Source organism: Azospirillum sp. (assembly GCF_035628975.1).
GTDB lineage: Bacteria > Pseudomonadota > Alphaproteobacteria > Azospirillales > Azospirillaceae > Azospirillum.
The window spans coordinates 1-14,422 of sequence record NZ_DASPIS010000041.1 but is presented as its reverse complement, the minus strand read 5'-3'; the positions used below and the strand labels follow the sequence as shown (position 1 = coordinate 14,422).

The following is a 14,422-nucleotide window of genomic DNA, read 5'->3' as shown; positions in this document are numbered from 1 at the left end:
GAGCGGTATTCCGGGCCCGCTGAAGCTGCGGCCCCGCGGCGACCAGCGCTCCGGCCAACACCCTGGGCAGCGTTCCGGCGCGGACCTGCCGGCCAAGATGACCACCCGCGCGGTGAAGGTGTTCTACGGCGCCAAGCAGGCGTTGAAGGGCATCGATCTCGACATCCACGAGAACCGGGTGCTGGCGCTGATCGGTCCGTCCGGCTGCGGAAAGTCGACCTTCCTGCGCTGCCTGAACCGGATGAACGACACCGTCGAGGGCTGCCGGGTCGAGGGACGGATCGCCCTGGACGGCGAGGACGTCTACGGCAAGGCCGTGGATGCGGTGCAGCTGCGCGCCCGCGTCGGCATGGTGTTCCAGAAGCCGAACCCGTTCCCGAAGTCGATCTACGACAACATCGCCTATGGCCCGCGCATCCACGGCCTGGCTTCCGGCCGGGACGAGCTGGACGAGGTGGTGCAGACCTCGCTGAAGCGCGCCGGCCTGTGGGGCGAGGTGAAGGACCGCCTGCGGGAGCCCGGCACCAGCCTGTCAGGCGGCCAGCAGCAGCGGCTGTGCATTGCCCGCGCCATCGCCGTCAGCCCGGAAGTGATCCTGATGGACGAGCCCTGCTCGGCGCTCGACCCCATCGCGACCGCCCATATCGAGGAGCTGATCGACGAGCTGCGGGCCAACTACACCATCGTCATCGTCACCCACAACATGCAGCAGGCCGCCCGCGTGTCGCAGCGCACCGCCTTCTTCCATCTGGGCGAGATGGTGGAGTGCGACGACACCGAGGAAATCTTCACCAATCCGCGCGACGAGCGCACCCAGGGCTACATCACCGGCCGCTACGGCTGAGCCCTGCTCTCCCCCTAAGCCCCATGCCTGCGCCCCTTCCCTCCTTTGTTGAAAAGGCTGTCCCATGCCGGTTAACGTCGAGACGCGCGCTGTGAACGGAGCCTCCATGAACGCGGCCCTGAAGCCGCTCGTCCTGGTCGTCGAGGACGAGGCCGACATCCTGACGTTGTTGAAGTACAACCTGGAAAAGGAAGGCTTCCGCGTCGCCACCGCCAGTGACGGCGAGGAGGCCCTGCTTGCCGCCGGCGAACAGACGCCGCACATCGTGCTGCTCGACTGGATGCTGCCGCTGATGAGCGGGCTGGAGGTCTGCCGCCAGCTGCGCCGCAACGCCAAGACCCGCGACATCCCGATCATCATGCTGACCGCCCGCGGCGAGGAAGGCGACCGGGTGCGCGGCCTGAATTCCGGCGCCGACGACTACATCACCAAGCCCTTCTCCCCGACCGAGCTGGTGGCCCGCATGCGCGCGGTGCTGCGCCGCGCCTCGCCCGGCATGACCGACGAGATTCTGACCTTCGCCGACGTGACGATGGATCTCGCCGCCCACCGCGTACGCCGCAACGGCCGGGACGTACATCTGGGTCCGACGGAATTCCGCCTGCTGCGCCACTTCATGCAGCATCCCGGCCGCGTCTTCTCCCGCGAACAGCTGCTCGATCTGGTGTGGGGCCACGACGTGTACGTCGAGCCGCGTACGGTCGACGTACACATCCGCCGCCTGCGCAAGGCGATGAACGAAGAGGACGAGCTGGATCTGATCCGCACCGTGCGCTCGGCGGGGTACGCGCTGGATACGAAGTCGATGTGAGGTGTTGGCTCCGATTGCCCCCTCCCCATCCATCCCCCGCCTTTGGCGGTGGAGGGGGTTGGACGCTTGCATAGGTTTTGCGACGGACCAGCGGAGTTCCCTCTCCCGCGATAGCGGGGGAGGGTTAGGGGGGGCAACACTGCGGAGGCGGCAACACGCCATGATCCTGCTCTTCACCGACTTCGGCCTCTCCGGCCCCTACACCGGCCAGATGAAGGCGGTGCTGGCGCAACAGGCGCCCGCCGTCCCCGTCATCGATCTGTTCGCCGATGCCCCCGCATTCGACCCGCGGCTTTCTGCCTATCTGCTCGCGGCCTACGCCCCGGCCTTCCCCGCCGGCAGCGTCTTTCTCTGTGTCGTCGATCCCGGTGTCGGCACCGACCGGCGGCCGGTGATGGTGGAGGCGGACGGGCGCTGGTTCGTCGGGCCGGACAACGGTCTCTTTGCCCTGATCGCCCGCCGCGCAACGTCGCTAAACGCCTGGACCATCGACTGGATTCCGAACCGGCTGTCCGCCAGCTTCCATGGCCGCGACCTGTTCGCCCCCGTGGCTGCCAGCCTTGCCACCGGCCGGCCGGTGGACCGCAGCCCCCTCCCCCTCGCCGCTGTCGACCGTCCCGACTGGCCGGACGAGCTGGCGCGCATCGTCTATGTCGATGTCTACGGCAACGCCATGACCGGCATGCGGGCATCCGCCCTGCCTGCAGACGCCGTGTTGAGTGCGGCTGGCACCCGCATCACCCGTGCCCGCACCTTCGGTGCCGTCGGACCGGGGGGGCCGCTGTGGTACGAGAACTCCAACGGGCTCGCCGAGATCGCCGTCAACCGCGGACGGGCTGACCATGCGCTTGGTCTCAAGGTCGGCGATGCGGTGACCGTAGAAGCCTGAAAAATCCCGGACAAAAGAAAACCGCCCGGAAGCGGGTGCTTCCGGGCGGTTGCTGCTTGATCCGATGCTTGTCCGATCAGGCGTCTTCAGGCTCAGTCGTTGTTGCGCTGGCCCAGGAACTGCAGCAGGAACTGGAACAGGTTGATGAAGTCCAGGTACAGCGTCAGGGCGCCCATCAGGGCCAGCTTGCCGGTGCTCTCGTGATCGTAGCCCTCGGCGTAGCTTTCCTTGATCGCCTGGGTGTCGTAGGCGGTCAGGCCGGTGAAGATCAGCACGCCGATGGCGGAGATCGCGAAGTGCAGGGCCGGCGACTGGAAGAAGATGTTCGCCAGGCCGGCGATGACCAGGCCGATGACGCCCATCATCAGGAACGAGCCCATCTTAGACAGGTCGGCCTTCGTGGTGTAGCCGTACAGGCTCATCGCCAGGAAGGTCGCGGCGGTGACGAAGAAGGTCAGCGCGATCGACGCCCCGGTGAAGACCAGGAAGATGGCCGACATCGACAGGCCCATCGCGCCGCAGTAGGCCCAGAAGATCATCTGTGCCGATGCGAAGGACAGGCGCTGGATGCCGAAGGACAGCACCATGACGAACGCCAGCGGGGCCAGCATCACCACCCATTTCAGCGGCGTGCCGAAGATGGCCGCCATCATGGCCGGGCTGGACGACACGAGCGCGGCGACCAGGCCCGTCAGGATCAGGCCGGCGCCCATGTAGTTGTACACGCGCAGCATGTGCTGGCGCAGGCCTTCGTCGAAGTATCCCCGATCTGTCGCGCGGCCTGCGGTCGCGAAGCGGTTATAGGTCGGGTCTGCCATGTTGGTTTCCTCGGTGGAATAGGGTGATCCCGTCGTCCTGACATATTGGCGAGTCCGCAAATCGGTTCAATAGGAATCGGCAGCGGTTCTCCAAGATGAAAAAGCTTTCACGTTTCGTTTTTGCTACCGCTTTCTGCCGCGGGAATCACTCGTTGCGAAGCAATGGCGCGGACGGCTGTCCCAGTGCCCGCCAAGTACCATAGAACCCGAAGGCGAGTGTGATCGCCGTGCTGAGCAAGGCCGTTGTGACCACCGCCGACGGCAGGAAGCTCCACTCCCAATGCATCAGGAAGCGCAGCACCGCCCAGGCGGTCAGCGTGCCGATGCCGCCGGCGATGACCGCGGTCAGCAGGCCCAGCAACCCGTATTCCAGCAGAAAGGCGCGCAGCACGTCGCCGCGCGTCGCCCCCAGCACCTTCAGCACCACCGCGTCGTAAACCCGGCGGCGATGGCCGGCGGCCACCGCCCCGGCCAGCACCAGCGTGCCGGCGGCGAGCGTGATGCCGGCGACGATGCGCACCGCGGTGCCGATATGGCCCAGCATCTCCGACACCGTATCGAGCGCGTCCTTGATCCGGACCATGGTGATGTTGGGGAAGCGCTGCAGCACGGCGCGCTGCACCTGCGTTTCCGCATCGGGCGTGGCGCGGACGGTGGCGACCCAGGTCTGCGGCGCGCCTTCCAGCGTGCCGGGGGCGAAGACCATGGTGAAATTGATCGCCATGCTGCTGAAATCGGCGGCACGGACGTTGGCGACCGTGGCCTCGATGCTGCGGCCCAGGATGTTGATCGACAGCGTGGCGCCGGGGCCGATGCCGAAGGCCTCGGCGACGCTCTGGTGGATGGAGATCAGCGGCGGGCCGGCATAGTCGGTCGGCCACCAGCTGCCGGCGGTGACGGTGGAGTGCTTCGGCAGCGTCGCCGAATAGGTGATGCCGCGGTCGCCGGCGAGGATCCAGGCCTGCTCCGGGTTCACCAGCGCCTTTTCGGCGTCCTGTCCGTTCACCCGCTCGACCCGGCCACGCAGGCTCGGCACCGCTTCGAAGGCGCTGGTGCCGGGGATGCCGGTGACGAGGTCGCGCAAGGGATCGAACTGGTCGCGCTGGATATCGACGAAGAAGAAGCTGGGAGCGTCCTGCGGAATCGTCTCCGACACCCGGCGGGAGAAGTTGCCCTGAATCAGCGCGATGGCGACCAGCACCGTCAGGCCGAGCCCGAGCGACAGCACCACCGCCGCCGTCGGGTTTCCCGGCCGGTGCAGGTTGGCGAGCGCCAGCCGCAATCCCGGCTTCCGCACGCGGCCAACGCGGGCGGCTCCCCAGGTCACCAGCGCCGCCGCGGCGCGGAAGGCGATGAAGGTGGCGATGGAGCCGCCGACGAACCACAGGGCGAAGAGCTTGTTATGGGCGGTCAGCACCGCCAATCCTGCTAGCGCAACCGCCGACGCGACCATCGCCAGCGTGTAGGGCATGCGCGGCCGGCCGGCGGCCGGGGCGATCACGTCGCGGAACAGGGCGCCGGCCGGCACCTCCCGCGCCCGGCCGAGCGGCCAGAGCGAGAAGGTCAGCGCCGTCAGCACGCCATAGAGGGCGGCGAGTGCCAATGCCCCGGGGTAGACGCCGATATGGGCGGACACCGGCAGCACGCCGTCGAGAAGCCGGCCCAGCGCCAGCGGCGCCACGGCGCCCAGCGCCAGCCCGATGACTATCCCCAGCAGCGCGAGCGCCAGGATCTGCGCCAGATAAAGCTCGAACACCAGCGCGCCCGGCGCGCCGATGCACTTCATCATGGCGATGGTGCGGGCGCGTGAGTCCAGATGGCTGCGCACCGCATTGCCCACCCCGACGCCGCCGACCAGCAGTGCGGTCAGACCGACCAGCGTCAGGAACAGCGTCATGCGGTCGATGAAGCGCTCGATCTGCGGCGAGGCGTTGGTGTAGTCGCGCATCCGCCAAGGCGCGTCGGGGAAGCGGGCGCGCAGGCTCTCCTGCCACGCCTTCAGGTCGGTCTCGGGCGGCAGCGCCACCTTGGCGCTCCACCAGGTGAGACTGCCGGGTTGCAGCAACCCGGTGCCCTGCAGCGACGGCAGCGCCACCATCAGGCGCGGCCCCAGTGAAAAGGCGTTGGAGGAGGCGCGGTCCGGCTCGCGGTCCAGCACTGCGGCGACGCGATAGGCGCCCTCGCCGACATGGATGGTGTCGCCGGTCTTCACGCCCAGCCGGTCGACGAGGCTGGCCTCGATCACCGCACCCCAGCGGCCGTCCTTCTGAGCCAGCGCGTCGCGCAGGTCGCCGCCGCCCGCCAGGGTGACCGTGCCGTAGAGCGGGTAGACGTCGTCGACCGCCTTCAACTCGACCAGCGACGCGCGGACCTCGTCGTCGGCACGGGCCATCGCCCGCATCTCGGCGGAGGTCGACACCCGGCCGCCGGCGGTCAGCACCGCCATCTGCTCGTCGGCCGGCGGGCTGTAGAGTTGCCGCAACGCGACGTCGCCGCCGAGGATGGAGCGTCCGTCATTGGCCAGCCCGTCGAGCAGCCCGCTCGACACCGACTGCACCGCGGCGATGGCCGCGACGCCCAGCGCCAGACAGGCGAGGAAGACCCAGAAGCCCTTCAGGCCGGTGCGCAACTCCCGCCGGGCAAGACGGAGGGCGAGGCTGAGGTTGGTCATCGGGTGCTCCTCCCCCCCGTCCTGTCCCCTCTCCCCCCCGGGGAGAGGGTTAGGGTGAGGGGGACGCATGGCGAGGAGTACATTGATGAAAAGCACGTTGCGTGCCGGCCTAAGCCACGCCGTGCGACCCCCTCACCCCGACCCTCTCCCCGGGGGGGAGAGGGGGAAACGGCTTGCGTAAGTCCAGTCATCCCGCTCACTCCCCCGCCGCCTGCAGCCTTGCGCGCCGTGCCGCCTGCCCGTCGTCAGCGATGCGGCCGTCGGCCAGCCGGACCGTCCGGTCGCAGCGGGCGGCGAGGCTCGGGTCGTGGGTGATCAGCACCAGCGTCGTGCCGCGCCGCTCGGCCAGATCGAACAGCAGCTTCACGATGGTGGCGCCGGTGTCGATGTCGAGGTTGCCGGTCGGCTCGTCGGCCAGAAGCAGCGACGGCTCGGTCACGAAGGCGCGGGCGAGCGCCGTGCGCTGCTGCTCGCCGCCCGAAAGCTGGCCGGGGTAATGATGGATGCGGTGGCCCAGGCCCACCTGCTCCAGCCCGATGCGGGCGCGGTCGAAGGCGTCGGCGACACCGGCGAATTCCAGCGGGATGGCGACATTCTCCAGCGCCGTCATGGTCGGCACCAGATGGAAAGCCTGGAAGACGATCCCCACATGCTGGCGGCGGAAGCGCGCCAAGCCGTCTTCGTCCAGCCGGTTCAGCTCCTGTCCGGCGACGCGGACGGTGCCGCCGCTGGGGCGTTCCAGGCCGGCCATCACCATCATCATGGTCGACTTGCCGGAACCACTGGGGCCGACGACGCCGACCCGCTCCCCGGCCGCCACCTGAAGATTCACGCCCCGCAGGATGTTGACGGGCCCGGCACCGCTGTCCAATCTCAAGTGGACGTCGTCGAGTTCCACGATGGAATCATGGAGGGGTCGGGCGATGGAATTGGACGACGTTGCAGAGGATTGGACTTTGGACATGCGACTCTCGCACAAGCGGAACGGACCATCGCCATATGGCACGACCCGCCGGGCTTTCAACATGGGCGCCATCGGAGCCGCGCTCGCCTTCGTTTTTGCGTCAGGGGTATCGATGACCGTTCCGATCCGCGCAGACGCCGCGCAGCCGGTGAAGCTGCTGGCGCTGGGCGACAGCCTGACCGCCGGCTACGGCTTGCCGGAACCGCAGGGCTTCACCCGCCAGCTGGAAAAGGCGCTGGCCGCGAAGGGGTACAGCGTCACCGTCATCAATGCCGGCGTGTCGGGCGACACCACCGCCGGCGGCCGGGCACGGCTGGACTGGGCGCTGGCCGACAAGCCCGACGCCGCCATCGTCGAGCTGGGCGCCAACGACATGCTGCGCGGGCTCGATCCCGCTCAGGCGAAGGCCAACCTCGACGCCATCCTGAAGTCGCTAAAGGATCGCAAGGTCCCGACCCTGCTGGCCGGCATGTATGCCTCCCCCAGCCTGGGAAAGCCCTATACCGACAAGTTCAACGCCATCTACCCGGACTTGGCGAAGACCTACGACCTGCCGCTCTACCCCTTCTTCCTTGACGGGGTGGCGCTGGAACGGTCGCTGATCCAGCAGGACGGGCTGCATCCCAATGCCCAGGGTGTGGCGACGATCGTGGAGCGCATCCTGCCTTCCGTCACCGCCCTGCTCGACAGTCTGCCGCAAATCCAGAAGACTACCGAAAAATCCGGAGGCTGACCCATCATGACCGTTACCCTGGACAGCGACACCCGCTTTCACGCCGCCTGCGCCGCCGGGGCGGAGTGGGGACCGACGGTCAAGGGCTGCCTGGACAAGCTGGGGCCGGTCGCCGGCTGCAACCTGGGCTTCCTCTACCTGACCGACGGGCTGGCGGAACATGCGACCAGCATCGTCACCCTGCTGCGTGGCGTCACCGGCATCCGCCACTGGGTGGGCACCGCCGGCATCGGCGTGATGGCGAACGGTGACGCCCTGTTCGACGAGCCGGGGTTGGCAATCATGGCCGCCCGCCTGCCGGAGGACAGCTTCCGCCTGTTCCCCACCCTGACCGACGGGCTGGAGCCGCTGCGCGGCAGTGCCGGCGGCTGGCTGGACAAGCATGGCGCGGCGCTGGCGCTGGTCCATGTCGATCCGCACCATGCCGACATGGCCGGGCTGGTGTCCCGCCTGTCGGAGGAGGCCGGCGTCTTCCTGGTCGGCGGGCTGACCGCCTCGCGCGGGGAGTTTCCACAGATCGCCGCCGGGGCCGAGGATGCCGATCCGGTCACCGACGGCGGCGTGTCCGGGGTGCTGTTCGCACCCAATCTGCCGGTTGCCACCGCCCTGACCCAGGGCTGCCGCCCCATCGGGCCGACCCGCACCGTCACCGCCAGCGACGACAACGTGATCCTGGAGATCGACGGCCGCCCGGCGCTGGACGTCTTCAAGGAGGACATCGGTCCGGAGCTTGCCGCCGACCTGCGGCAGGTGTCCGGGCTGATCTGCGCCGGACTGCCCATCGCCGGTTCCGACACGCAGGACTATCTGGTCCGCGACCTGATCGCCATCGATCCGCGCGCCGGCTGGATCTCCATCGCCGAACGGGTGACGACCGGCCAGCCGGTGATGTTCACCCGCCGCGATCCGGAAACCGCCGCCGCCGACATGCGCCGGATGCTGGACAGCCTCAAGAAACGGGTGAAGGCGACGCCGAAGGGGGCGGTGTATGTCAGCTGCATCGCCCGCGGTCCCAGCCTGTTCGGCACCGCCGATGCCGAATTGTCGATGATCCGCGAGACCTTCGGCGACATCCCGCTGACGGGTTTCTTCGCGTCGGGCGAGGTGTCGCACAACCGGCTCTATGGCTACACCGGCGTGTTGACGCTCTTTCTGTAAAGATCATTTCGAATAAGGAACGTTCCGGATGCAGTATCGTCCGCTCGGCCGAACCGGCCTGTCGGTCAGCGCCATCGGCCTGGGCACCATGACCTGGGGCCGCCAGAACACCGAGGCCGAAGGCCATGCCCAAATGGACGCGGCACTCGACCGCGGCATCAATTTCTGGGACACGGCGGAGATGTACGCGATCCCGCCCACCGCCGACACCTACGGCAAGACGGAGGAGGTGATCGGCAGCTGGTTCCAGTCGCGCGGCAAGCGCGACAAGGTGATCCTCGCCAGCAAGATCATCGGCGCGCCGGCCGGCGGGTTCGGCTGGGTGCGCGATGGCAAGTCGCGGCTGGACCGTGCCAACCTCTTCGCGGCAGTCGAGGCCAGCCTGTCGCGGCTGAAGACCGATTACATCGACCTCTACCAGATTCACTGGCCCGACCGCGTCACCAACCGCTTCGGTGTCCGCACTTACCAGCACAAGCCGCAGCATGACGGCGTGCCGATCGAGGAGACGCTGGCGGCTCTGGCGGAACTGATCCAGGCGGGCAAAATCCGCCATATCGGTCTGTCGAACGAGAGCCCATGGGGCGTGATGCGCTACCTGCGCGCCGCTGAGGTCGCCGGCCTGCCGCGCGTCGCCTCGATCCAGAACGCCTACAACCTGCTGAACCGGACCTTCGAGAACGGGCTGTCGGAGATGGCCCTGCGCGAGGATGTCGGGCTGCTGGCCTATTCGCCGCTGGCCGCCGGCACGCTGACCGGCAAGTACCTGAACGGCGCCATTCCGCCGGGCAGCCGCCGCGCGCTCGACCACCGGCCGTCGCGCTACACCACGGTCAACGCCGACGCGGCGACGGAGGCCTATCTGGACATCGCCCGCCGCCACGGCCTGGCACCCAACCAGATGGCCATCGCTTTCACGGTGCAGCAACCCTTCGTCACCTCGTCCCTGATCGGGGCGACGACGATGGAGACGCTGATCTCCAACATCGACTCCATCGACGTGACCCTGTCGCCGGAGGTGCTGGCGGAGATCGACGCCGTGCACAACCGCATGCCGGATCCGTGTCCGTGAGCTGTTGGTAAGTGTCCCCTCTATTGCCCCCACCCCATCCCTCCCCCGCTTCGCGGGAGAGGGGGTAGGACGCTTGGTGGCGTGAGTTATTCGCAAAGCGGCGGTAGTCCCCTCTCCCGCGAAGCGGGGGAGGGTTAGGGAGGGGGCAATCCGCCGCCGTTGCAGCAACCCCGGAGGTGCCCCATGCTCCGCCTGTTCGTCGCCCTCGACCTGACGGAGGAGATTCGCCAACGGCTGGCGGGACTGGCCGGCGGGGTGCCCGGTGCGCGCTGGACCGAGCCGGAAAACCTGCATCTGACCCTGCGCTTCATCGGCGAGGTGCCGGAGGATCAGGCGATGGACATCGACGCCGCGCTGGCGGAGGTCCGGGCGCCGGCCTTTCCGCTTATCCTCGACGGGGTCGGCGTGTTCGGCAGCGCACGCCGGGCGCGGATTCTGTGGGCGGGGGTGGAGCGCAGCGAGGCGCTGGCCCATCTGCAGGCCAAGGTCGAATCCGCGCTCGTCCGCTGCGGCCTGCCGGCGGAGGAGCGGAAATTCTCCCCCCATGTCACGCTGGCCCGGCTGAAGGACGCACCCGCCGACCGCATCGGCCGCTTCCTGTCAGACCGCGGCCTGTTCCGAGCCGGTCCGATGCCGGTGGAGCATGTCACGCTCTATCGCAGCCATCTCGGCAACGGCGGCGCGGTGTATGAGGCCTTGCGGGAGTATCCGCTGGACGCCGTTTAGGCCAGGATCTCGTCCCAGGGCTGGGTTTCGGAGGCCGGCCTGATGCCGTCGCCCGGCCCGATCACCCGGTTCTTGCCGTCCTGCTTGGCGCGGTACATGCGCTGGTCGGCCAACTCCACCAGGGCTTCCCAATCGGCGGGGTGGTCGGTGGCCTGCTCGGCGATGCCGATGCTGGCGGTCTGCAGGCTGCCGTCCGGCCGCTTGCCGAAACCGGCGCGGCGCATCCGCTCCACCGCGATCATCGCGCCGTCTATCGGGGTGTCGGGCATGATGATCAGGAATTCTTCCCCGCCCCAGCGAACCAGCGCGTCGGACTGGCGCAGCAGGCTGCGGATGGTGTTGGCGGCATGGCGCAGGACCCGGTCGCCCTCCTCGTGCCCGAAGCGGTCGTTGACCGCCTTGAAATCGTCCAGGTCGACGAAGATCGCCGTCAAGGGCTGCGACGCCCGCTCGGCATGGGCGACCTGGAGTTTCAGCAACTCCTCGCCGATGCGGCGGGAAAAGGCGCCGGTCAGCGCGTCGTGAGCCGCCTGCTCCAGCAGGGCGACCATGAAATGCAGCTGGCTGATCGCCGCCAGCGTCGCCACCACCGCGATCAGCGCCAGCAACCACAGCGCGCTGATGTAGGACGGGAACGGCATCACCAGCGACCCGTAGAAGCCGGCGGCCAGATGGGCGCCCAGCATCGGAGCGGCGAACAGGGCGCCTTCCAGCGCGGTCAGCGGAAAGACGCTGAGACCCGCCACCATCACGAAGGGCAGATAACCGTAGCCGGCGCTGACGGCGATGCGCAGATCGTCGACACCCTGGTTGCAGAGCAGCGGGTGCGAGATGGCGAAGAACAGCGTCGGGATCGCCAGCAGCGCCGTCAGCCGCCACCAGGCGCAGGTCATGTCCTCGCACGACCGGCGGTCGAAGGCGAGCGCCAGGAAGGCGGCGCTGGCGCTCAGGCGAAGCACGATCAGCCAGATGGCCAGCGACCATTCGAAGACGGTGACGTCGATGGCGATCCACAGCGGGGTCAGGATGCCGAAGATCAGCGCCACCATCCGCACGCGCGACTGGATCATCGCGGCGCGCCGCCGCTGCAGGATGGGCGTGTGGTCGGCCGGATGGATCAGCGTGGGCAGTTCGTCGCCCCGGACGAACGCGTCGAACAGGGCAGCGAGGAGCCTGTCAACCCGCATGCAGCCGCCTGCCCCCGGCATGAGCCGGGCATGTCGCCGAAGAATTAGCCATGATGGGTGATTACACGCGCATGACCATCCCTTCAACGGCTTTCGCGTGGAAATGGCGTTTCAGCCTTCCGAAAGCACGGAAAGCTCCGGCCATGCGACAAAAAGTAACGGGCGGCGCGTCACCGACACGCCGCCCGTCCAACGGATCCGCGGTTGCTGGCCGCTCAGTCCTTCAGGTCCTCCCAAAGCTCCTTCACCTTGGCAAAGAAGCCCTCCGACTGCGGATTCGACCCTTCCTTGGCGGCGCCCTCGAACTCGCGCAGCAGTTCCTGCTGGCGCTTGGTCAGGTTTACCGGGGTCTCCACCACCGCCTGGATGTACATGTCGCCGCGCTGGGCGCTGCGCAGCACCGACATGCCCTTGCCCTTGATGCGGAACTGGTGGCCGGACTGGGTGCCCGGCGGCACCGTCACCTTGGTGCGGGTGCCGTCGATGGTCGGAACCTCCACCGAACCGCCGAGCGCCGCCGTGGTCATCGGGATCGGCACCCGGCAGTGGATGTTGGCGCCGTCTCGCTGGAAGATCGGGTGCGGCCCGATCGCCAGGAAGATGTAGAGGTCGCCGGCCGGCGCCCCGCGCAGGCCCGCCTCCCCCTCCCCCGCCAGACGGATGCGGGTGCCGTCCTCGACGCCGGCGGGGATGTTGACCTGCAGGGTCTTTTCCTTGCGCAGACGGCCGGAGCCGCCGCAGGTCTTGCAGGCGTCCTTGATGACCTTGCCGGCGCCATGGCAGCCGGGGCAGGTCCGCTCGATGGTGAAGAAGCCCTGCTGCGCCCGCACCTTGCCGTGGCCCTGGCAGGTCGGGCAGGTGATCGGCTGGGTCCCCGCCGCCGCACCGGAGCCGTTGCAGCCGTCGCACTGCACGGTGGTGGGCACGCGGATGGTGGTCTGGGTGCCCTTGAAGGCCTCCTCCAGCCCGATCTCAAGGTTGTAGCGCAGATCCTGGCCGCGGCCGGACGCACCGCCGCCGCCGCGGCGCCCGCCCATGAACTCCCCGAACATCTCGTCGAAGATGTCGGCGAAGCCGCCGCCACCGCCGAAGTCGAAGTTGAAGCCGCCGGCCCCGGCGCCCGCGCCCGGACCACGGCCATTCTCGAAGGCGGCGTGGCCGAACCGGTCGTAGGCCGCGCGCTTCTGATCGTCCTTCAGGACGTCATACGCTTCGCTGATTTCCTTGAACTTCTGCTCGGCGTCCTTGTCACCCTGGTTGCGGTCCGGGTGGTACTGCATCGCCATCTTGCGATAAGCCTTTTTCAGCTCATCCGCGCTGGCGTTCTTCGCCACACCGAGCAGCTCGTAATAATCCTGTTTCGCCATGGGGGCCGACCGCCTTTGAGTCGTTCTGGTCCAAACTGTCCGAGTGGTGCCGGAGCCTGACCCCAGCATACCGAAGGCCCGCCGCCGGGAAAAGGCGGCGGGCCATCGATGCTCGCGTCAGGTCCGTATCAAAAAGAAGCTGCTGCCCTAAGAGATAAGCCTTAGGCCGACTTCTTCTTGTCGTCCTGGACCTCTTCGAAGTCGGCGTCGACGACGCCCGGCTCGTTCGGCTGGGCGCCCGGCGCCTCGCCGCCCGCAGCCGGGGCCTCGCCCTGGCCGGCCTTGTACATCGCCTCGCCCAGCTTCATCGAAACCTGGGCCAGCGCGTCGGTCTTCGCCTTGATGCCGTCCAGATCCTCGCTGTCCAGCACCGACTTCAGCTCGGCGACGGCAGCTTCCGCGGCGGTCTTGTCGGAGGCCGGGATCTTGTCGCCGTTCTCCTTGATGGTCCGCTCGGTGGTGTGGATCAGGGCGTCGGCATGGTTGCGGGCGTCGACCAGCTCGCGGCGCTTCTTGTCGTCGGCCGAATGCGCCTCCGCGTCCTTCACCATCTTCTGGATGTCGGCGTCCGACAGGCCGCCCGAGGCCTGGATGCGGATCTGCTGCTCCTTGCCGGTCGCCTTGTCCTTCGCCGTGACGCTGACGATGCCGTTGGCGTCGATGTCGAAGGTCACCTCGATCTGCGGAACGCCGCGCGGGGCCGGCGGGATGCCGACCAGATCGAACTGGCCCAGCATCTTGTTGTCCTGCGCCATCTCGCGCTCGCCCTGGAAGACGCGGATGGTGACGGCGTTCTGGTTGTCCTCGGCGGTCGAGAAGGTCTGGCTCTTCTTCGTCGGGACCGTGGTGTTGCGGTCGATCAGACGGGTGAAGACGCCGCCCAGCGTCTCGATGCCCAGCGACAGCGGGGTGACGTCGAGCAGCAGGACGTCCTTGACCTCGCCCTTCAGCACGCCGCCCTGGATGGCGGCGCCGATGGCGACCACCTCGTCCGGGTTCACGCCGCGGTGCGGCTCACGGCCGAAGAACTGCTTCACCGCCTCGATGACCTTGGGCATGCGGGTCATGCCGCCGACCAGGATCACCTCGTCGATCTCGTTGGCCTTCAGGCCGGCGTCCTTGAGCGCCGCCTTGCACGGCTCGATGGTGCGCTGGACGAGGTCGTCGACCAGGGCTTCCAGC

At 68.1% G+C, this 14,422-nt stretch carries 13 protein-coding genes; 7 read left to right on the top strand and 6 right to left on the bottom strand.

Annotation, left to right across the window (positions count from 1 at the left end; translation table 11 throughout):
- Positions 1-97 precede the first annotated feature (97 nt).
- The 3 genes from pstB (at position 98) to VD964_RS08800 (ending at position 2,544) form a co-directional block, all read left to right on the top strand.
- Positions 98-844 (top strand): phosphate ABC transporter ATP-binding protein PstB, encoded by a 747-nt coding sequence (pstB, locus tag VD964_RS08810; RefSeq protein ID WP_324867719.1) that lies wholly within the window; start codon positions 98-100, stop codon positions 842-844.
- 106 nt (positions 845-950) lie between these two features.
- Positions 951-1,655, top strand: coding sequence for a phosphate regulon transcriptional regulator PhoB (gene phoB / locus VD964_RS08805; RefSeq protein WP_324867647.1), 705 nt, complete (start codon positions 951-953; stop codon positions 1,653-1,655).
- A 160-nt stretch (positions 1,656-1,815) separates the two neighbouring features.
- Positions 1,816-2,544: an SAM-dependent chlorinase/fluorinase gene (locus VD964_RS08800; RefSeq protein WP_324867645.1), complete on the top strand. Its 729-nt coding sequence runs from the start codon at positions 1,816-1,818 to the stop codon at positions 2,542-2,544.
- 92 nt (positions 2,545-2,636) lie between these two features.
- Here VD964_RS08800 and VD964_RS08795 read toward each other — a convergent pair whose 3' ends face one another.
- The 3 genes from VD964_RS08795 to VD964_RS08785 form a co-directional block, all read right to left on the bottom strand.
- Positions 2,637-3,362 carry a Bax inhibitor-1/YccA family protein gene (locus VD964_RS08795; RefSeq protein WP_222531732.1) on the bottom strand — a complete coding sequence of 242 codons (726 nt, stop codon included), beginning with the start codon at positions 3,360-3,362 and terminating at the stop codon, positions 2,637-2,639.
- Positions 3,363-3,507: 145 nt separating this feature from the next.
- Positions 3,508-6,033 (bottom strand): ABC transporter permease, encoded by a 2,526-nt coding sequence (locus tag VD964_RS08790; RefSeq protein ID WP_324867641.1) that lies wholly within the window; start codon positions 6,031-6,033, stop codon positions 3,508-3,510.
- Positions 6,034-6,229: 196 nt separating this feature from the next.
- A complete protein-coding gene (locus VD964_RS08785) occupies positions 6,230-6,997 on the bottom strand; it encodes an ABC transporter ATP-binding protein (protein WP_324867639.1) in 768 nt (255 codons plus the stop codon).
- Between the two features lie 112 nt (positions 6,998-7,109).
- On the opposite strand from VD964_RS08785, the gene VD964_RS08780 reads away from it, so the two are divergent.
- The 4 genes from VD964_RS08780 to thpR all read left to right on the top strand — a co-directional run bounded on the left by VD964_RS08780 (position 7,110) and on the right by thpR (position 10,686).
- Positions 7,110-7,730, top strand: coding sequence for an arylesterase (locus tag VD964_RS08780; protein ID WP_324867637.1), 621 nt, complete (start codon positions 7,110-7,112; stop codon positions 7,728-7,730).
- 6 nt (positions 7,731-7,736) lie between these two features.
- Positions 7,737-8,888, top strand: coding sequence for an FIST signal transduction protein (locus VD964_RS08775; RefSeq protein ID WP_324867635.1), 1,152 nt, complete (start codon positions 7,737-7,739; stop codon positions 8,886-8,888).
- A 28-nt stretch (positions 8,889-8,916) separates the two neighbouring features.
- On the top strand, positions 8,917-9,960 hold the full coding sequence (locus VD964_RS08770; protein WP_324867633.1) for an NADP(H)-dependent aldo-keto reductase: 1,044 nt from the start codon (positions 8,917-8,919) through the stop codon (positions 9,958-9,960).
- A gap of 183 nt (positions 9,961-10,143) precedes the next feature.
- Positions 10,144-10,686: an RNA 2',3'-cyclic phosphodiesterase gene (gene thpR, locus VD964_RS08765; protein WP_324867630.1), complete on the top strand. Its 543-nt coding sequence runs from the start codon at positions 10,144-10,146 to the stop codon at positions 10,684-10,686.
- Here the strand turns inward: thpR and VD964_RS08760 are convergent.
- The 3 genes from VD964_RS08760 to VD964_RS08750 all read right to left on the bottom strand — a co-directional run.
- Entirely contained in the window at positions 10,683-11,873 is a 1,191-nt protein-coding gene (locus VD964_RS08760; RefSeq protein WP_324867628.1) for a GGDEF domain-containing protein, read from the bottom strand. The two genes, thpR and VD964_RS08760, sit on opposite strands and share 4 nt — an antisense overlap.
- Positions 11,874-12,088: 215 nt before the next feature.
- Positions 12,089-13,240: a molecular chaperone DnaJ gene (dnaJ, locus tag VD964_RS08755; protein ID WP_324867626.1), complete on the bottom strand. Its 1,152-nt coding sequence runs from the start codon at positions 13,238-13,240 to the stop codon at positions 12,089-12,091.
- A gap of 161 nt (positions 13,241-13,401) precedes the next feature.
- Positions 13,402-14,422 (bottom strand): Hsp70 family protein (locus VD964_RS08750; protein WP_324867625.1); only part of this gene is annotated, 1,021 nt, incomplete at its 5' end.